Below are 17,121 nucleotides of genomic sequence, written 5' to 3'. Positions count from 1 at the left end.
GGCGGGAACCGAAACGTCGCGAGGGCTTTACCGGAGCCCTCCGGGATCTATCCTTGCTCGCGTGACCGAAGGGAAACGGGTGCGGGTAAGCGTCATCATTCCGGTGTACAACTGCCGGTCATACCTGCCCAAAAGCGTGGATTCCGTGCTCGGGCAGACGATCGGCACCGACGCGCTGGAGCTCATCCTCGTGGACGACGGGTCCACGGACGGCTCCGCCGAGCTGGTGGACGAGTACGCCGCCGCCCATCCGGAGATCGTGCGCGTCCACCACCACGACGCGCCCTCGGGCGGTCCCGGCCGCCCGCGGAACACCGCGCTGGACATGGGGCCGCGCGGCGACTACGTCTACTTCCTGGACGCCGACGACTGGCTGGGCGAGGACGCCCTCCGCCGCATGGTGAACAAGGCGGACAAGTGGGGCTCGGACATCCTGCTCGGCAAGATGATCAGCGTCTCCGGCTACCCCGCGCCGAAGTCCATGTTCGGCTACAACCAGCCCAAGGCCGACCTGTTCACGTCCAAGGTCTACTGGACGTGCTCGGCGACCAAGCTGTTCCGGCGTGAGCTGATCGACCGGCTGGAGCTGCGGTTCCCGCACCACTTCGGCGAGGACGAGCCCTTCACCACGCACGCCTACCTGCACGCCGAGACGATCTCGGTGCTGTCGGACTACGACTACGTCTTCATCCGCATGCGCGACGACGGCTCCAACATGGTCGCCGGGAGCGTGGACTACGTCGCCGGGGCGCAGCGCACCAAGTCCCTGATGGAGATGATCGTCGCGCACACCGAGCCGGGGCCCGGGCGCGACTTCATGGTCTACCGCAACGTCGTGCGCGGCTACCTGCGCTTCTTCGACGGGTACTGGCTGCGGCTGGACGAGTCCGAGCAGCGCAAGGTCGCCGAGGCCGTCCGCGCCGACCTGCCCGAATGGCTCACGCCGGGGGTGTGGGAGCGCCTGGACCCGGGCGCGCGCCTGCGGGCGCACCTCGTGCGGGAGGACCGGATCGAGGAGCTACGCCAGGTCGTGGCCGCCGAGGGCACCCCGCGCGTGCTCGTCGAGGGCGACCGGCTCTACCAGCTCCTGCCCGGCTTCCGTGAGTGGGGCGTGCCGGACGACCGCTACGACGCGACCAGGAAGCTCCCGCTCCAGCGCCGCCTCACCCGCCTGTCCTGGACCGCCGAGGGCGCCCTGGAGATCGCCGGCCACGCGTACATGGAGGGCCTGCCCGGCGAGGGCACCGAGATCGCCGTGCTGCTGACCGAGCGCGAGTCCAAGGCCGAGAAGCGGTTCGCCGTACGGCGTGAGCCCACCTCGGCCACGCCGGACGACGGGGTGGACTACGGCGACGCCGGGTTCGTCGCGGCCGTCGACCCGGGGGAGCTGGCCGACGGCGTGTGGGACGCCTTCCTGGTCTTCCGGGCCGGGGAGTTCGAGCGGACCGTGCGGTTCGGCTTCGAACGCGACGCGGACTCCACCGTGGGCACGCCGCGGCTGTCGCGCGAGCGCGTGGTCCAGCCGTACTACACCGAGCCCTACGGCAACCTGTCGATCGACGTGGGCGAGAACTCCTTCACCCTGGACAAGCACCTCAAGCTGACCAAGGCCGCCTGGGACGACCGGAACCGGCTCGTGGTCGGACTGGACGTCAAGTTCGGCCGCCAGCGGCCGCCCGCCTCGATCGTGCACTCCCTGGTGTGGCGGCGGCAGGACGGCGAGGGCGAGGTGCGGGTGCCCGCCACCGGCTTCAGCACGGCCGTCCCGATGCCCGAACGCCCCGGCACCTGGGCGTTGTACGCCGAGTTCGACCTGGGCGAGGGCAAGGCCGGGCTGCCGCTCGGGGCCGACAGGTCCGCCGGCAAGGCCACCGCGCCGGGTCCCCGCTCGTGGTGGCGCGGGCTGCGGGGCCGGGTCGCGCGGCCGGGCTACGAGGGCGCGTCACGGGACGGAAACCTCATCGTTGTGATCGAGTCGCTCATTCAGGCCAAGCTGTCCCGGATACTTAACTCTCGTACCAAGAGTTAGCCGCGGCACCAGGCGTCGCGGTGACCCCAGGGGGAGGGGAGTCGCGGTGCCGGACGTCAGCGTGATCGTGCCCGTCTACAACTGCCGGGAGTACCTCCCGCGCTGCATAGATTCGCTGGTCGGCCAGTCCATCGGGACCGGCCGGCTGGAGGTCGTGGCGGTGGACGACGGCTCGACGGACGGCAGCGCCGGCGTCCTGGACGAGTACGCCGCCCGGCACCCGGGCGTGGTCCGGGTGCTGCGCGAGCCGAACTCCGGCGGCCCGTCCCGGCCCCGGAACCTGGGGATCGAGCACGCCCGGGGCCGCTACGTCTTCTTCTGCGACGCGGACGACTGGCTGGGCCCGGAGGCGCTGGAGCGCATGGTCGCGATGGCCGACCGCAACGACTCCGACATCGTCCTGGGCAAGATCGTCGGGGTCGGGCGCTCGACGCCGGTCTCCATGTTCAAGATCGACCGGGAGCGCACGACCCTGCTCGACAGCACGGTCTACAACAGCCTGGCGATCTTCAAGCTGTTCCGCCGCGACTTCCTGGACCGGCACAAGCTGCGCTTCGACGAGGACCGCCGCCTGGGCGAGGACCTGCTGTTCGCCGCGCACGCCTACCTGCACGCCGAGGTCATCTCGGTCGTCGCCTCCCACGACTGCTACCACCTGGTCGGCCGCCCCGACGGCACCAGCATCACCCAGGAGGACTCCAGCCGGGATCCGCTGGCGCTCCTGCCGCTGATCCGCGAGCCCATCGATCTGATGGCCGCCCACGTCCCGCCCGGCGAGCTGCGCGACCACCTCCTGACCCGCCACTTCCGCTGGGACATCCTGGCCAAGCTCGACGACCGCTACGTCGCGTCGGACTCCGCTCGCCGTACGGCCCTGGCGGAGTCGGTCGCGGCGCTGTGCGGGGAGTGGCTCACGCCGGGCGTGCTGGACCGCCTGCCGCCGCTGGACCGCCTGCGCGTCCATTGTGCGCGCGAGGGCCTGCTCGACGAGCTGGCGGAGATCCTGACCGCGACCGCGGGGACGGCCTCGGTGCGCGACGGGCGGGCCTACGCGGGCCTGCCGTACCACGGAGACCCGCGCTTCCCCGACGAGCTGTTCGAGCTGCGGCGGCTGTACCTCTGGCGCCGCCTGGACGAGCTCGACTGGTCCGGCGACCGGCTGCGCCTGCGCGGCCACGCCTACATCGAGCACCTGGACCCGGACGGGAGCGAGATCGAGCTCGTCCTGCGGGACCGCGAGACCGACGAGACGCACGTCTACCCGGCCGAGTCCACCGGCCGCGACTTCACCTGCGAGATCGACCTCCCCGCCGCCCCCGGCCTGTGGGACGTCTCGGTCACCTCCCGCGTCTCCGGCATCGAGCGCACCGGCCGCCTGGGCGCCGACCGCGACGAGTCCCGCACCGGCCCGCCCGCCCGCGTCCTGCCCCAGGGCTTCACCGCGCACTACTACACGACCCCCTACGGCAACCTCACGATCGACATCGGCGGGCGCAAGGTCAGCCCCCGTCCCTCGGTACGGCTGACGCGGGCCGCGCGGATCGGCCGCCGCCTCCAGATCGAGGCGGCCCTGTCGATCTCCGGCCAGGCCCCGGGCGAGGGGACGCCGCTCGCCCTGCTCCTGGTCGAGCGGGCGACGGACGAGACGGTCAGGATCCCGGTCACCTCCGGCCCGTCCGGGCTCGCCGCGGTGCTGGACCCGATCCCCCTGGCGTCCGGCACGTGGGACGCCTACCTCTGGGCCGACCTGGGCGGCAACGGGCACCGCTGGCGCCTGCCCGTCTCAGGCGTCCCGCTCCCGGCCCCCGCGACCTGGCGGCAGGGCCTGCGGCTGCGCACGGCCCGGCCGTACGCCACGAACCCCCACGGCAACCTCTCCCTCAAGATCACCTCGCGGAGCCCGCTGAGCCTCCTGCGCCGCGCCCGCTGACACCCCCGCCCGGGCGGAGCGCGCCCGGGCGAGGGTGCGTCCGGGGCGGGGCGCGTCCCCGCCCCGGACGTCCGGACCGGCCGGGCTAGGCGGTGAAGCGGAAACCGCCGCGCTCGATGGGGTAGCGCCTGATGTCGGGGTTGAAGGCGGGGTCCGCGCAGTAGCTGGGAGGGCGGACGGGGCCGTTGTTCGTCTGGAGGGTCTCGATCCGGTCCGGGCGGCCCTCGATGATCTTGAGGTAGAAGGCGTGGTTGCGCACCGTGCCCTGCCCCTCGGGCACGACGGCGGTCACCAGCGCCGTGTCACCCGTGACGTTGACGCAGGTCACGTCGGCCCGGCCACGGCCGAGGAGCTTCCCGTCCGGCAGCAGGTGACGGTAGGTGAGCGCCCCGCGCGCGGTGCCGTCCGCGGCGACCCGGGCGTGGACGGCGAACCGGATCCGGTGCCCCTCGACGCCGGGCTCGTCGTAGGTGAAGTGCCCGACGCCGCCGATCCGGGCGCCGGGGGTGGCGGGCACGGGCGGCGGCATCCCCGGATCGCCCGCCCCCTTCCCCTGCGAGACGGTGACCGGCGCGACGGCGGCGGGCGGCCGGGCGGCGGCGGGCGAACCGGCGGCGGGCGATCCGGTGGCGCTCGCCGGTACGGCGGTGGCGACGGCGAGCGGCCCGGCCACGGCCAGGGCGGCGATGACGGCGACACTCGCGGGCCCGGCCGCGCGGGCCTGGCGGCGGACGAGACTTCGCATGCTGACTCCCTCGAGGTGAACGCCGGTGATCCGGCTCCTGACTCCACCCTCCGGGCGCGCCCGCGCCTCGCCCATGTGCCGATCGGCCCCTTTCCGGCGCGCCGGGACGGCCGGGACGTGCCGATCGGCACCCCCGCCCCGTACGGCCGGAGCCGGGCGCGCCCCGGCTAGCTCGCGGGCACGGCGAAGCCGTACGGCAGCTCCAGGCGGTGCGCGGCCAGCAGGGCGCTGTCGGCGAGCAGCTCGCGGGTGGGGCCGTCGGCCACGATCACCCCGCCGGACAGGATCAGGGACCGCTCGCAGAGCTCCAGGGCGTACGGCAGGTCGTGGGTGACCATCAGCACGGTCACGTCCAGGCTCCGCAGGATCTCGGCGAGCTCGCGGCGGGCCGCGGGGTCCAGGTTGGACGACGGCTCGTCGAGCACGAGGATCTCCGGCTCCATCGCCAGCACCGTCGCGACGGCCACCCGCCGCCGCTGCCCGAAGGACAGGTGGTGCGGCGCCCGGTCGATCTCGCCGAGCATGCCGACGCGGTCGAGGGCCCAGGTCACCCGCCGCTCCAGCTCCTCGCCGCGCAGTCCCAGGTTGGCCGGGCCGAAGGCGACGTCCTCGCGCACCGTCGGCATGAAGAGCTGGTCGTCCGGGTCCTGGAAGACCAGGCCCACCCGGCGGCGGATCTCCTTGAGGTTGGCCTTGGTCACCGGGAGGCCGCCCACGCTCACGCCGCCCAGGCCCGGCGTGAGGATGCCGTTGAGGTGCAGGACGAGCGTGGTCTTGCCGGCGCCGTTCGGGCCGAGCAGGGCCACCCGCTCGCCCCTGGCGACGGTCAGGTCCACGCCGAACAGGGCCTGCGTGCCGTCCGGGTACGCGTAGGCCAGGCCGCGCACCGCCAGCGATTCGGTCATCCCGCTCCCATCCCCGAGACTCCCATCCCCGGGACCCCGATCCCCGAGACCTCGATCCAGGCGGCGAGGGCCACGGCGCAGGCGGCTCCGGGGAGCGCCGCCGCCACGGCCCACTGCCGCGCGCTCGCCGGGGGATCGTAGAGCGCCGGCATGACCCCGTCGTAGCCCCGGCTCAGCATCGCCAGGTGCACCCGCTCGCCCCGCTCGTACGACCGGATGAACAGGGCCCCCGCGGACTTGGCCACGACGGGCAGGTGCCGCACGTCCCGCGCGGCGAAGCCCCGCGACTCCCGGGCGATCCGCATCCGGCGCATCTCGCCCAGGACCACGTCGGCGTACCGGAGCATGAACGTCGCGATCTGCACGAGCAGGGCGGGCAGCCGCAGCCGCCGCGCGCCCAGCAGCAGGGCGCGCGGCTCGGTGGTGGCCGCCAGCAGGATCGAGGCGGCCACGCCCAGGCTGGCCTTGGCCAGGATGTTCCAGCCCGCCCAGAGCCCTTCCACGCTCAGCTCCACGCCCCACAGCTCGGTGTACGGCCCCCGGCCGACGACCGGCAGCAGGACGGCGAACAGCACGAACGGCGTCTCGACGGCCATCCGCCGGACGACGAACGGCGGCGGCACCCGGGCGGCCGCCGCGACCAGCCCCAGCAGGACGGCGTGGCCCGCGAACGCCCAGAACGCCTCGCGCGGCGTGGAGACGACGGCCAGCGCGAACCCCAGCACCGCGAGCAGCTTGCACTGCGGGGGGAGCCGGTGGACGGGGGTGTCACCCGGCCGGTGGAGCCGACGCACCCGCGGTCACTGCCCGCGGCGCCGCACGACCCAGAACAGGCCCCCGGCCAGCACCAGCGTGACCGCGACGCCCGCCACGCCGGCCAGGCCGCCGGAGACCCGCTCGTTCTCGACCCCCCGCACGCCGTAGTCGGCCACGGGCGAGTCCGCCAGCGGATGGTCCTGCGCGCGCTCCAGGAAGCCGTGCTTCTCGGCGACGTATTCGAGGCCGTCCGGGCTGGAACTGGCGTAGAAGCTGACGATCCCGGCCAGGACGAGGGTGACCAGCACCCCTGCGATCATGAAACGCCTCATGGGTCAGGCTCCCTCGGTGCTCGTGGCGGTGCCCGGCGCGGGGCTCGGCGTGGGGCCCGGCGCGCCCGGCGTGGCGCGCAGGCGGAGCGGCGCGGTCAGCCCGCGCGCGCCGTACACCAGGTCGGGCCGGGCGGCCAGCACGGCGCCCACGGTCAGCGCGGTGATCAGCCCCTCGCCGACGCCGATGAGCAGGTGGATCCCGCCCATCGCGAGCGCGACCGTGCCGACGTCCAGCGCGGTGGTCCCGCCGATCGCGAACAGCCCGACGAACGCCAGCGCCGACGCCGGCACCGAGATCATCGCCGCGGCGAACGAGGCGGCGAGGAGGCCGGCACGGCCGCGTGGCAGCACCCTCGTGATCCCCCGGAGCACCCCCCAGGCGACGACCACGGTGACCAGGGCCATCAGCGTCACGTTGACCCCGATCGCGGTGAGCCCGCCGTCCGCGAACAGCAGTTGCACGAGGAGCACCGCGGTGACGCACAGGACCCCGGTGTACGGCCCCGCGAGTATCGCGGCCAGGGCCCCGCCGAGCAGGTGGCCGCTGGTCCCGGCGCCCACGGGGAAGTTGAGCATCTGCGCGGCGAAGATGAAGGCCGCGACCAGGCCGGCCAGGGGCGCGGTGCGGTCGTCCAGTTCCCGGCGGGCGCCGCGCAGGCAGACGGCCACGCCGGCCGCCGCGACGACGCCCGCTCCGATCGACACGGGGGTGGTGAAGAACCCATCGGGTACGTGCACGGTCCCCTCCGAGGTGTCCGCTCTACCCGGTCATGACCGGTGACGCACCGGTCATGAAACCGAGTACCAGTTGCGAGTCATTCGCAACAGTGACACTTCCGGATGAGGATCCGCCAGACCCGGTTCGGGGAGATCAGGGATAGTAGGCGGCCAGCCTTTCCTTGATCTTGGCCACCGAGGCGGCGAAGGACGGCGGCGACTGCTCGCCGTCGCGGTAGTCGAGCAGGTCCATGGCGTACACCGCGCGTCCCTGGCGCACGACCACCGTCCAGAAGTGCTGGGTGATCGTGTGGTAGGGGTTGACGGCGGTGGTGAAGTGCCAGACGTCCACGCCGTCCGCGACGCCCACCTTGGCCATGTCGCGGATGTGCGTCCCGTGCTCGCCCGGCGGGTGCCGCTCCACGCACGTCGTCAGGTACTCCCGCCACCGGTTCTCGAAGGCCGCGGCCGCGGCGGCGTCAGGGAAGACCCACACGTCGTTGTAGTTGTAGAACCAGAGCGACGTGTCGAACCTCGCGCTCAGGCCGCCGGTCGCGCCGGTCGGCGCGCCGTACTCCCAGCAGATCGGCCCGGTGATCGCCGGTTCGAAGTAGGGGTTGATCCACGGGGCCTTCCAGGTGTCGCCGACCGGCGGCTGCTCCTCCTTCGTCAGGAGCACCCGCCGGTCCACGCTCTCCCCGGCCGGCGCGCTCGCCGTACGGCCCGCGGACGGCCCCGGGGCGTACGGCGAGGGCGCCTGCGGCGAGGGGGCGTGCGGCGAGGAGACGCGCGGTGAGGCGCTGGAGGGCGGGGACGGGGGCGGGGCGGCCGCCGCCGCGGGGGTGACATTGGCGAGGGTGACGGCGGCGACGGCCACGCCGGTCAGGGCGGCCCGGGCCGGGGAGAGGGGCATGCGGTTCTCCTCCGAGGACGACTCGATCACGTCGTCCCGATCATGCCCAAGGTCGTACAAATTTTAACGACCGTGATCGAAGCGAGACCGGGATCGCGCGGCCCCGGGCCGGGCCCGTCCGGGGCGGCTACTTCTTCTTCATCAGCTCCACGATGCTGGAGAAGCTATCCCCGGCGTGGCCGGCGTCCATCGCCCGGCGGAACAGGTCCACCACGGCGGCGGGGAGGGCGGTGTCCACGCCCGCGTCGGCGTTGGTGTGCAGGACGTGCTCCACGCTGGCCAGGCCCATGGCCAGGCGGTCCACGTCGCCCGTGTGGTCGCCGGCGTCGATCCGCGCGGCGTAGAACTCCTGGAACCCGGGCATGTCGGCCATGGTCTGGGTGGCGTGGGGCAGGATGTCGGCCGCCTTGAGGCCGTTCGCGTCGGCCAGCGCGATCGCCTGCCAGTAGCTCAGCATCGAGGTCCAGAACATGACCATGCCGATCTGGTAGTACAGCGCCGCCAGTCCCGGGTCCTCGCCGCGGTAGTCCGCCGAGGTCAGCACCTCCAGCGTCGCGCGATGGGCCTCGAACGCCCCGCCGGGGCCGCTGTAGAAGGTGGACGACTCCGGCCGGCCGATCCCCGAGGGCGGGACCGTGACGCCGCCGGTGAGGTGCACGCCGCCGTGGCCGGTGATCCAGCGCGCCCCCGCCCGGGTCTTCTCGGGGGTGTCCGAGCTGAGGTTGACCACGACCCGTCCGCGCAGGGCGTGCGCGGCGGGCTCCAGCACGGCGTACATCGCCTCGTAGTCGGTGAGGCTCAGGATCACCAGCTCGTTCGCCCGCAGCGCCTCCTCGGCGGTCCCCGCGCGGACGGCGCCGCGCTCGACCAGGGCGTCGGCGCGGGAGGGGGTGCGGTTCCAGACGGTCACCTCGTGCCCGGCGTCCAGGTAGGCGCCGGCCATCGCCTGCCCCATGGGGCCGAGTCCGATGACGGTGACGGGTCGCTTGTCACTCATGGGAAGTCCTCCGGATTGGATAGAGCGTTCTATCTAGTGAGGAGAGCGTAGCACGACTAAAACGCTCGTTCTAGTCGGGCGGGATCCAGGGGGCGGATACGGGAAATCCGGAGCCGTTGGGTTGAATCGGGCCGTCCGGGGTCCGGAGGCGAGCACAATGGAGCAGTACGACGGGGTGACGGCCCGATTTCGGACGGGGCGTGGCGTGGGCCTATGGTGAAGGTCGGCGCAACGGATGGTAAGGACCGTACGGCGTGGGTAAAAGTGCGGAACGCAGGGTGAGCATGCCTGATCACCGCGGAGGAGGCACCGGATGAAGCTGCGGCTGAAGCGTCACTCGGTCGGTGACGCGGTGGTCGTCACGGCCTTCGGGGAACTGGATCTGTTCACCGCCCCGTTGCTCCGCGAGGAGGCCACCGAGGCCATCGAGAACGACGGGTCGCGGCTGGTGCTCGACCTGAGCGGCGTGGACTTCATGGACTCCAGCGGCCTGTCCGCCCTCATCGAGGCGTGGCGGGTCGCCTCGGCGGCCGGGGGCGCGGTCACGCTCGCCGGCCCCCAGGAGCCCGTGGCCCGGGTGCTCAGCACCACCGGCCTCGACCGCCGCCTGCCGGTCTACCCCGACGTCGAGACGGCCATCGCGGCAAACACCAAGTAAGTGACGCGCCTCACTCTCCCCCCGATGTAGAACTTCATTCGGTTGACGCAGTAATCTCCGCTCATGGACGTGAACGGAGCAGCAGCAATCATCTCGGGTGGCGCGAGCGGGCTCGGTGAGGCCACGGCGCGCGCGCTGGCGGCGGCCGGGGCGACCGTCGTGATCGCCGACGTCAACGAGGAGCGGGGCAAGGCCCTGGCCGACGAGCTGGGCGGCGTCTTCGCCAAGACCGACGTGCGCGACGAGGCGCAGGTCCAGGCCGCCGTGGACGCGGCGGTGGCGACCGGCAAGCCCCTGCGCGTCGTGGTCAACAGCGCCGGCATCGGCTGGGCGACCCGCACCGTCGCCCGCGACGGCAGCCCGCACCCGCTGGAGCCGTACAAGACCGTCATCGACATCAACCTCATCGGCACCTTCAACCTCATGCGCATCGGCGCGGCGGCGATCGCCAAGACCGAGCCGGTGGACGAGGACGGCCAGCGCGGCGTCGTGATCAACACGGCGTCCGTGGCCGCGCTGGAGGGCCAGACCGGGCAGATCGCCTACTCCGCCTCCAAGGGCGGCATCGTCGGCATGACCATCCCGGCCGCCCGCGACCTCGCCGCGATCGGCGTCCGCGTCAACACCATCTGCCCCGGCATCATCGACACCCCGATCTACGGTCAGGGCGAGATGGCCGAGGAGTTCAAGAAGAAGCTGGTCGCGCCGGTCGTCTTCCCCAAGCGCATGGGCCAGGCGGCCGAGTTCGCCCACCTGGTGAAGGCGCTCATCGAGAACGACTACATGAACGCCGAGACCATCCGGTTCGACGGCGGCATCCGCTTCCAGCCCAAGTGACCGCCTCCTCCTGACCGGAGCAGCCATGTCTGACGAGGTACTCGTAGAAGTCGAGGGCGGCGTCGCCGTACTCACGATCAACCGTCCGCAGGCGCGCAACGCGATCAACGGCGCGGTGGCGCGCGGGATCGCGGCGGCGCTGGACGAGCTGGACGAGCGCAAGGACGTGTCGGTGTACGTGCTCACCGGCGCGGGCGGCACGTTCAGCTCGGGGATGGACCTGAAGGGCTTCCTCACCGGGGACGTGCCGATCCACGAGACGCGCGGGTTCGCGGGCATCACCAACCAGCCGCCAAAGAAGCCGATCATCGCGGCGGTCGAGGGGTACGCCCTGGCGGGCGGGTGCGAGCTGGTCCTCGCGTGCGACCTGGTCGTGGCGGCCGAGGACGCCAAGTTCGGCGTGCCCGAGCCCAAGCGCGGCCTGGTCTGCGGCGCCGGCGGGCTGCTCCGCCTGCCCCGGCGCGTGCCGTACCACGTCGCGATGGAGATCATCCTGACCGGCGACCACTACCCGGCCTCGCGGATGTACGAGCTGGGCCTGGTCAACCGCGTCACCCCGTCCGGCGGCGCGCTGGAGGGCGCGCGGGAGCTGGCGGCCAAGATCGCGGCGAACGCCCCGCTCGCGCTGCTGGCCAGCAAGCGGGTCGTGGTCGAGTCGGCCGACTGGTCCCAGGACGAGATGTGGGACAGGCAGGGCGCGATCATCAACCCGGTGTTCGGCTCCAAGGACGCCATGGAGGGCGCGGCGGCGTTCGCCGAGAAGCGCGCCCCGGACTGGAAGGGCGAGTAGCCCCGGGCGCCCCGCCGGGATCGGCCGATCCCGGCGGGGGCCCAGTTCGTGATCGATCGTGCGCTCTTCGCTGAACCGCGAAGTACCTTGGGCGCATGGGCTACGTCACTCCTCCCGCCGGGCGCCGCCCCTCCTCCCCGGTCACGCGCGGCGCGGCGAGCGCCCTCCGGGTGGGCGTGCTCCTGGTCTCACTGGTCGCGGCGCTCTGGGCGATCGAGATCGTCGACTTCGTGCTCGGCAACCCGCTGGACGCCTACGGCATCCGCCCGTACACCACGGACGGCCTGATCGGCATCTTCCTGGCCCCGTTCCTGCACCTGGGCTTCGAGCACCTGATCGCCAACTCCTGGCCGCTGCTCGTGCTCGGCTTCATGGCGGCGCTGCGCGGCGTCGGCCGCTTCCTCGGCGCCTCCCTGGTGATCATCATGGTCAGCGGGATCGGCGTCTGGTTCACGAGCCCGCCGAACAGCGTCACCATCGGCGCGAGCGGCCTCGTCTTCGGCTACTTCGGATTCCTCCTCGCGCGCGGCGTCTTCGACCGCCGCACGCTCGACATCGCGCTCGCCATCGTCGTCGTCCTGCTCTACGGCGGCATCATCTGGGGCGTCCTGCCCACGCAGGAGGGCGTGTCCTGGCAGGGCCACCTGTTCGGCCTGCTGGGCGGCGTCCTCGCCGGCTGGGTCTTCCGCCGCCCCCGCGCGCGCCCCGCCCCCTACCCCACCGGCCCGTCGCCCTACAGCTAGCCCCTGACGCCCCTGCCCGTGCCGTACGGCTCGCTCCCGCCGCACGGCACGGGGGCGGTACGGCTCGCGCCCGCCGTACGGCGTGGGGCGGTACGGCGGGCGCCAGCCGCACGGGACGGGTGGCGCGGGGCGGGGCGGGTCAGTGGGAGGCGAGTTCGGGCTCCGCGCCGGAGGAACGCGGGCGCTCGGCCGGGGCGCGGTGCGGCTGCGCGTGGCCGTGGCCGCCGGGGGGCGTCATGATGCGGTCGATGAGCGCCAGGGCGATCGCGGAGGCGACGAACGCCAGGTGGATGATCGTCTGCCACATCATGGTCTGCGGCGGGACCTTGGCCGCGTTGATGAACGTCTGGAGCAGGTGGACCGACGAGATCCCGATGATCGCGGTGGCCAGCTTGACCTTCAGCACGTTGGCGTTGACGTGCGACAGCCACTCGGGCTCGTCCGGGTGCCCGTCGATCCGCACGCGCGAGACGAACGTCTCGTATCCGCCCACGATCACCATGATGAGCAGGTTGGCGATCATCACGACGTCCACCAGGCCCAGCACCGTGAGCATGATGACCTTCTCGCGCTCCCCGGCCGGCAGCCCGCCGCTGAACGTCACGTCCAGCAGGTGCCACAGTTCGAGCATGAAGTTGCAGACGTAGGCCCCCTGGGCCACGATCAGCCCCACGTACAGCGGCGCCTGGAGCCATCGGCTGGCGAAGAGCAACTGGCCGAGGGTGCGGCCGCGCAGAGAGCTCCGGTTGTCGGTCGTCACAGGTGTTACCTCTGGTGCTTTTCGGGGCAGTCGGTGATCAAGCCTATTGCGAAGATTGTCAACCTTTGCCGATGCCGGGGCGGCGGGCGGCGGTCAGCCTCCTAGATGCCCGGACGATCCCGTGCGAAGGGAACCTCGATGGCGGCACCCACACGTCTCCTCGCCGCGCTCGGCACGGCGGCGGCCTGCCTGATCGCGATCGCGCCACCCGCGGCGGCAGCGCCGTACACCCCCGGCGCGCCGGGGCTCGGGGACTCCTACTTCCCCGAACTCGGCAACGGAGGCTACGACGTCAAGCACTACGACCTGGACCTGGCGTACGACCCGGCCACCGACCGGCTGGAGGGCAGCGCCAAGATCGCGGCCGCGGCCACCCAGCGCCTGTCCCGCTTCAACCTCGACCTGCACGGCATGACCGTCTCCGAGGTGCGCGTCAACGGCGCCCCCGCGAGGTTCACCCGTGAGGCCGACGAACTGGTCATCACCCCGCGGACCGGGCTGAAGAAGAACCGGCCCTTCACGGTCTCGGTGAAGTACGGCGGCGTGCCGCAGACCCGCGGCGGCCCGATCATCTTCGGCCTGCCGTACGGCTGGGTCCACACCGACGACGGGGCGGTCGTGGTCTGCGAGCCGAACGGCGCGAACACGTGGTACCCGGCCAACGACCACCCCAAGGACAAGGCCACGTTCACGGTCACGATGACCGTGCCCAAGGGCCTGGCGGCCATCGGCAACGGCCGGCTGCTGGCCCAGCGCGACCGGGGCGACAAGACCAGCTTCACCTGGTTCGAGGACCGCCCGATGGCGACCTACCTGGCCACGGCCACGATCGGCAAGTTCAACGTGAGCACCACGCGGACGCGCAAGGGGATCTGGCAGCTCGACGCTGTGGACCCCGACGCCGCCGCGCACCCCGACGCGATCGCGACCCCGGCCGCGACCAGCCAGTCCACCGACGAGCTGGCCGACGTCTACGGGCCGTACCCGTTCACGACGACGGGCTCGATCACCGACGACAACGAGGCCGGCCGCCTGGGGTACGCCCTGGAGACCCAGAGCCGCCCCGTCTACACCCGGCCGCGCAACTTCACCACGGTCGTCCACGAGATCGCGCACCAGTGGTTCGGCAACAGCGTGTCCGTCCGGGACTGGAAGCACATCTGGCTGAACGAGGGCTTCGCGCGCTTCGTCCAGTGGTACTGGGACGAGACCCACGGCGGCATCCCCGCCCAGCAGGCCTTCCTCAACGCCTACAACTCCACCCCGGCCGACAACGTGTTCTGGACCTACCGGATCGGCGACCCGACCCGCGACCACATGTTCCAGAGCGCGGTCTACACCCGCGGTGGCATGACGCTCCAGCAGCTCCGCGTCAAGATCGGCGACGAGAAGTTCTTCACCGTCATGCGCCGCTGGACCGCCGAGCACAAGTACGGCACGGCGACCACCGACGAGTTCATCGACCTGGCCGAGAAGGTCTCGGGGCAGCAGCTCGACTCCTTCTTCCACACCTGGCTCTTCACCACGACCAAGCCCACCACCTGGTGATTTCGGCCGGCGTGTCCGGCCGGTGACCCCGGCCGCACGGCGGGCGTCCGGCGCGGGCGCCCGCCGTGCCCTTGACGTGGCCGTTCCGAGAGAGGATCACGAAACGGTCACGAACGGCCAATCGGGGCCGGTAGCATGTGCGCAGGTTTCAGCCGCCCGGAACCCCCCGAACGCCCGACCGGGGTCTTCTCGTCGAGGTCAGTGATCTGTGCGCGAATATCTTCTGATGGCGGTGGTCGCCGCCGCGGTCACCTTCGTCCTCGTCCCCCCGGTGCGCCGCCTGGCCGTACGGCTCGGCGCGGTGCCGGCCATCCGCGACCGCGACGTCCACACCGACCCGACCCCCCGGCTGGGCGGGCTCGCGATGTACGGCGGGCTCGTCGCGGGGCTCGTCGTCGCGAGCCTGGTGCCCCACGCGGGCAGGGCGCTGGCGGACCCGGAGACCGCCGGCGGCAACACCGTCGTCGCCCTCATCGCGGGCGGCGGCCTGATCACCCTCCTCGGCTTCCTGGACGACTGGCGGGGCATGGACCCGTTCGTCAAGCTCGCCGGGCAGCTCGGGGCCGGGCTCGTGCTCGCGACCTGCGGGCTCGCGCTGCCGTGGATCCCGCTGCCCGACTCGCTCGGCGGCAGCTACTCCCTGGACAGCCTGCTGTCCCCGGCGGTCACCGTGCTCGTCGTGGTCGTGGTGATCAACGCCATCAACTTCGTGGACGGGCTGGACGGCCTGGCGGCGGGCATCGTCGGCATCTCCGCGCTGGTCACCTGGGCCTACTCGCTGGTGCTGTCCTGGGACCAGCAGGACAGCCGGATCAACGTCACCGCGGCGGTCACGTCCGTCCTCATCGGGGTCTGCGCCGGCTTCATCCCGCACAACTTCCACCCCGCGCGCATCTTCATGGGCGACACCGGCGCGATGCTGATCGGGCTGGTCCTGGCCTCCTCGATGATCACGATCATCCCGCAGATCCCCTCGGCGGACTCCACCGCGCTGAACCGTTTCCCGGTCCTGCTCCCGCTGCTGCTGCCGCTCGCGGTGATGGTGCTGCCGCTGATGGACCTGCTGTTCGCGGTGGTGCGGCGGCTGTCGCGGGGCATGTCGCCGTTCGCGCCCGACCGCGGGCACCTGCACCACCGGCTGCTGGACATCGGGCACTCGCACCGGCGCACGGTCCTGATCATGTACGCGTGGACGTTCCTGTTCGGCGCGGCGGTCGTGGGCCTGTCGGTCACCCGGGTGCCGTTCGTCTTCTTCCCGGTCACGGTCGCGCTGGCGCTCGGCCTGCTGTGGCACATGGCCTCCCCCCGCTGGAGGGCCCGCCGCCGCCTCCGCACGGCGGCGCCGCCTGCCCTGGCCTCCGAGCCCGCTCCCGTGCCGGCGCCGCCGGTCCCGCCCGCTCATGCCGTACGCCAGGGTGGCGGACCGTCCCGGGACGAGGTCGTACGGCAGGGCGGCGTCGCGCGGTAGGGGCGGCGTCCGCGCGGTAGGAGCCGCGGCGCCGTGCCCCCGCCGTACGGGTAGGAACGGGGGCGGGCCCGGAGCCCCGCCCGGGTCCGGCGGCCGGTCGCCTGCCGGGCGGCGCCCTCGGTTTCCGTGTTGGAAAGTCTAGTCTTGACGAGTTGGAAAGTCTGGGCGACAGTTTCCAGTATGGAAACCAACGAGGGCATCGGGCGCCCCACGCCCGAGGAGGCCGCCGCCGCGCTCGCGGCCGCCGACGAGGCGGGCGCCGCGGGGGACACCCCGTTCCCCGGATGGGCCTTTCCCGCCACCGCGGTCCTGCTGGCCGCGGTCATGCTGCTCCAGGCCGACTGGTGGCATCCGGCCGTCGGCGCGGTCGCCGCGCTGGCCGTGCTCGCCGGTCTGCTGTTCGCGGTGAGCGCCGGAGAGCGGCGCGACCGCCGCCTCGGCGTCAAGCCGCGCGTCTCTCCCGCCGACCAGGTGGCGCTGGCCCTGCCGGTGGCGCTCCTCTGGGTCGCCGGGCAGTTCCTCGACGAGGGGCGGCCCTGGCTGTGGGCCGTCCTCGCCGCCATCACCGCGGTCTGGGTCCTCGGCTACGGAGCCTTCTGGACGCGGCGGGCGCGGCGCGCTCGATGAAGACCGAGGAAGGCCCGGCGGACGGCTTCGACGCCACCATCCACGCGCCGAACCGGCTGCGCATCTGCGCCCTGCTGGACCGGGTCCAGGAGGCCGAGTTCGCGGTGGTGCAGGAGCGGCTCGGGGTCAGCGCCTCCGTGCTGAGCAAGCACGTGAGCGTGCTGATGGACGCCGGATACGTCAAGCAGAACAAGGCGGTGCGGGACACCCGGCAGCGGGTGTGGCTCTCCCTCACCAGGTCCGGCCGCGCCGCCTACCGCGACCACATCGCCGCCCTCCGCGCGATCGTCGGGGAGGGGTGACGCGCCCGGTCCGCCCGGCCCGCCGCGGCGGGCGCGGCGGACCGGGCCGCCGCCCCGACGGGTC

The 17,121-nt window shown here is 72.6% G+C and carries 18 protein-coding genes; 10 read left to right on the top strand and 8 right to left on the bottom strand.

The features are described from left to right. The first annotated feature begins 61 nt into the window (after positions 1-61). Together D5H75_RS21100 and D5H75_RS21095 are read left to right on the top strand one after the other, a co-directional pair. Positions 62-2,029, top strand: coding sequence for a glycosyltransferase family 2 protein (locus tag D5H75_RS21100; RefSeq protein WP_119928235.1), 1,968 nt, complete (start codon positions 62-64; stop codon positions 2,027-2,029). A 46-nt stretch (positions 2,030-2,075) separates the two neighbouring features. Further along, on the top strand, positions 2,076-3,959 hold the full coding sequence (locus D5H75_RS21095; protein ID WP_119928234.1) for a glycosyltransferase family 2 protein: 1,884 nt from the start codon (positions 2,076-2,078) through the stop codon (positions 3,957-3,959). Between the two features lie 85 nt (positions 3,960-4,044). Here the strand turns inward: D5H75_RS21095 and D5H75_RS21090 are convergent, their stop codons facing one another. The 7 genes from D5H75_RS21090 to D5H75_RS21065 all read right to left on the bottom strand — a co-directional run bounded on the left by D5H75_RS21090 (position 4,045) and on the right by D5H75_RS21065 (position 9,324). Further along, positions 4,045-4,704 (bottom strand): hypothetical protein, encoded by a 660-nt coding sequence (locus D5H75_RS21090; RefSeq protein WP_119928233.1) that lies wholly within the window; start codon positions 4,702-4,704, stop codon positions 4,045-4,047. Between the two features lie 167 nt (positions 4,705-4,871). After that, positions 4,872-5,609 (bottom strand): energy-coupling factor ABC transporter ATP-binding protein, encoded by a 738-nt coding sequence (locus D5H75_RS21085; RefSeq protein ID WP_119928232.1) that lies wholly within the window; start codon positions 5,607-5,609, stop codon positions 4,872-4,874. Further along, positions 5,606-6,403: a cobalt ECF transporter T component CbiQ gene (gene cbiQ / locus D5H75_RS21080; protein WP_119928231.1), complete on the bottom strand. Its 798-nt coding sequence runs from the start codon at positions 6,401-6,403 to the stop codon at positions 5,606-5,608. Before cbiQ ends, D5H75_RS21085 begins: the two co-directional genes overlap by 4 nt. A gap of 6 nt (positions 6,404-6,409) precedes the next feature. Further along, positions 6,410-6,697, bottom strand: coding sequence for a PDGLE domain-containing protein (locus D5H75_RS43300; protein ID WP_242454404.1), 288 nt, complete (start codon positions 6,695-6,697; stop codon positions 6,410-6,412). A gap of 3 nt (positions 6,698-6,700) precedes the next feature. Beyond that, positions 6,701-7,435, bottom strand: a complete 735-nt coding sequence (locus D5H75_RS21075) for an energy-coupling factor ABC transporter permease (RefSeq protein ID WP_242454403.1) — start codon at positions 7,433-7,435, stop codon at positions 6,701-6,703. A gap of 133 nt (positions 7,436-7,568) precedes the next feature. Further along, positions 7,569-8,357, bottom strand: coding sequence for a hypothetical protein (locus D5H75_RS21070; protein ID WP_119928230.1), 789 nt, complete (start codon positions 8,355-8,357; stop codon positions 7,569-7,571). Between the two features lie 97 nt (positions 8,358-8,454). Then, positions 8,455-9,324: an NAD(P)-dependent oxidoreductase gene (locus D5H75_RS21065; RefSeq protein WP_119928229.1), complete on the bottom strand. Its 870-nt coding sequence runs from the start codon at positions 9,322-9,324 to the stop codon at positions 8,455-8,457. Positions 9,325-9,637: 313 nt separating this feature from the next. On the opposite strand from D5H75_RS21065, the gene D5H75_RS21060 reads away from it, so the two are divergent. The 4 genes from D5H75_RS21060 (at position 9,638) to D5H75_RS21045 (ending at position 12,352) form a co-directional block, all read left to right on the top strand. Further along, on the top strand, positions 9,638-9,982 hold the full coding sequence (locus D5H75_RS21060; RefSeq protein WP_119928228.1) for an STAS domain-containing protein: 345 nt from the start codon (positions 9,638-9,640) through the stop codon (positions 9,980-9,982). A 63-nt stretch (positions 9,983-10,045) separates the two neighbouring features. Then, positions 10,046-10,819, top strand: a complete 774-nt coding sequence (locus D5H75_RS21055; RefSeq protein ID WP_119928227.1) for an SDR family NAD(P)-dependent oxidoreductase — start codon at positions 10,046-10,048, stop codon at positions 10,817-10,819. 25 nt (positions 10,820-10,844) lie between these two features. Continuing rightward, entirely contained in the window at positions 10,845-11,609 is a 765-nt protein-coding gene (locus D5H75_RS21050) for a crotonase/enoyl-CoA hydratase family protein (RefSeq protein ID WP_119928226.1), read from the top strand. Between the two features lie 95 nt (positions 11,610-11,704). Continuing rightward, on the top strand, positions 11,705-12,352 hold the full coding sequence (locus D5H75_RS21045; RefSeq protein WP_119928225.1) for a rhomboid family intramembrane serine protease: 648 nt from the start codon (positions 11,705-11,707) through the stop codon (positions 12,350-12,352). Positions 12,353-12,491: 139 nt separating this feature from the next. On the opposite strand, the gene D5H75_RS21040 is transcribed toward D5H75_RS21045, so the two are convergent. Continuing rightward, positions 12,492-13,112 carry a TIGR00645 family protein gene (locus D5H75_RS21040; protein ID WP_119928224.1) on the bottom strand — a complete coding sequence of 207 codons (621 nt, stop codon included), beginning with the start codon at positions 13,110-13,112 and terminating at the stop codon, positions 12,492-12,494. 138 nt (positions 13,113-13,250) lie between these two features. Here D5H75_RS21040 and D5H75_RS21035 point away from each other — a divergent pair, with 138 nt between their 5' ends. From D5H75_RS21035 to D5H75_RS21020, 4 genes are all read left to right on the top strand, one after another. Then, positions 13,251-14,660: a M1 family metallopeptidase gene (locus D5H75_RS21035; protein WP_119928223.1), complete on the top strand. Its 1,410-nt coding sequence runs from the start codon at positions 13,251-13,253 to the stop codon at positions 14,658-14,660. 208 nt (positions 14,661-14,868) lie between these two features. Continuing rightward, on the top strand, positions 14,869-16,128 hold the full coding sequence (locus D5H75_RS21030) for a glycosyltransferase family 4 protein (protein ID WP_202638360.1): 1,260 nt from the start codon (positions 14,869-14,871) through the stop codon (positions 16,126-16,128). Between the two features lie 180 nt (positions 16,129-16,308). Continuing rightward, a complete protein-coding gene (locus D5H75_RS41775) occupies positions 16,309-16,755 on the top strand; it encodes a hypothetical protein (RefSeq protein ID WP_202638359.1) in 447 nt (148 codons plus the stop codon). Then, complete coding sequence (locus D5H75_RS21020; protein WP_119928221.1) at positions 16,752-17,057, top strand: transcriptional regulator; 306 nt, start codon at positions 16,752-16,754, stop codon at positions 17,055-17,057. The genes D5H75_RS41775 and D5H75_RS21020 overlap by 4 nt, the downstream gene beginning before the upstream one ends. The last annotated feature ends 64 nt before the right edge of the window (positions 17,058-17,121 follow it).

The organism is Bailinhaonella thermotolerans (genome assembly GCF_003594875.1).
GTDB lineage: Bacteria > Actinomycetota > Actinomycetes > Streptosporangiales > Streptosporangiaceae > Bailinhaonella > Bailinhaonella thermotolerans.
This window is presented reverse-complemented; position numbering and strand designations above follow the sequence as displayed.

What these genes read in the sequence shown, in the direction of transcription:
- D5H75_RS21085 (WP_119928232.1), bottom strand. Translation starts at nt 5,609, where the DNA reads ATGACCGAATCGCTGGCGGTGCGCGGCCTGGCCTACGCGTACCCGGAC.
- D5H75_RS21055 (WP_119928227.1), top strand. Translation starts at nt 10,046, where the DNA reads ATGGACGTGAACGGAGCAGCAGCAATCATCTCGGGTGGCGCGAGCGGG.
- D5H75_RS21065 (WP_119928229.1), bottom strand. Translation starts at nt 9,324, where the DNA reads ATGAGTGACAAGCGACCCGTCACCGTCATCGGACTCGGCCCCATGGGG.
- D5H75_RS21060 (WP_119928228.1), top strand. Translation starts at nt 9,638, where the DNA reads ATGAAGCTGCGGCTGAAGCGTCACTCGGTCGGTGACGCGGTGGTCGTC.
- D5H75_RS21035 (WP_119928223.1), top strand. Translation starts at nt 13,251, where the DNA reads ATGGCGGCACCCACACGTCTCCTCGCCGCGCTCGGCACGGCGGCGGCC.
- D5H75_RS21020 (WP_119928221.1), top strand. Translation starts at nt 16,752, where the DNA reads ATGAAGACCGAGGAAGGCCCGGCGGACGGCTTCGACGCCACCATCCAC.
- D5H75_RS43300 (WP_242454404.1), bottom strand. Translation starts at nt 6,697, where the DNA reads ATGAGGCGTTTCATGATCGCAGGGGTGCTGGTCACCCTCGTCCTGGCC.
- D5H75_RS41775 (WP_202638359.1), top strand. Translation starts at nt 16,309, where the DNA reads ATGGAAACCAACGAGGGCATCGGGCGCCCCACGCCCGAGGAGGCCGCC.
- D5H75_RS21045 (WP_119928225.1), top strand. Translation starts at nt 11,705, where the DNA reads ATGGGCTACGTCACTCCTCCCGCCGGGCGCCGCCCCTCCTCCCCGGTC.
- D5H75_RS21050 (WP_119928226.1), top strand. Translation starts at nt 10,845, where the DNA reads ATGTCTGACGAGGTACTCGTAGAAGTCGAGGGCGGCGTCGCCGTACTC.
- D5H75_RS21090 (WP_119928233.1), bottom strand. Translation starts at nt 4,704, where the DNA reads ATGCGAAGTCTCGTCCGCCGCCAGGCCCGCGCGGCCGGGCCCGCGAGT.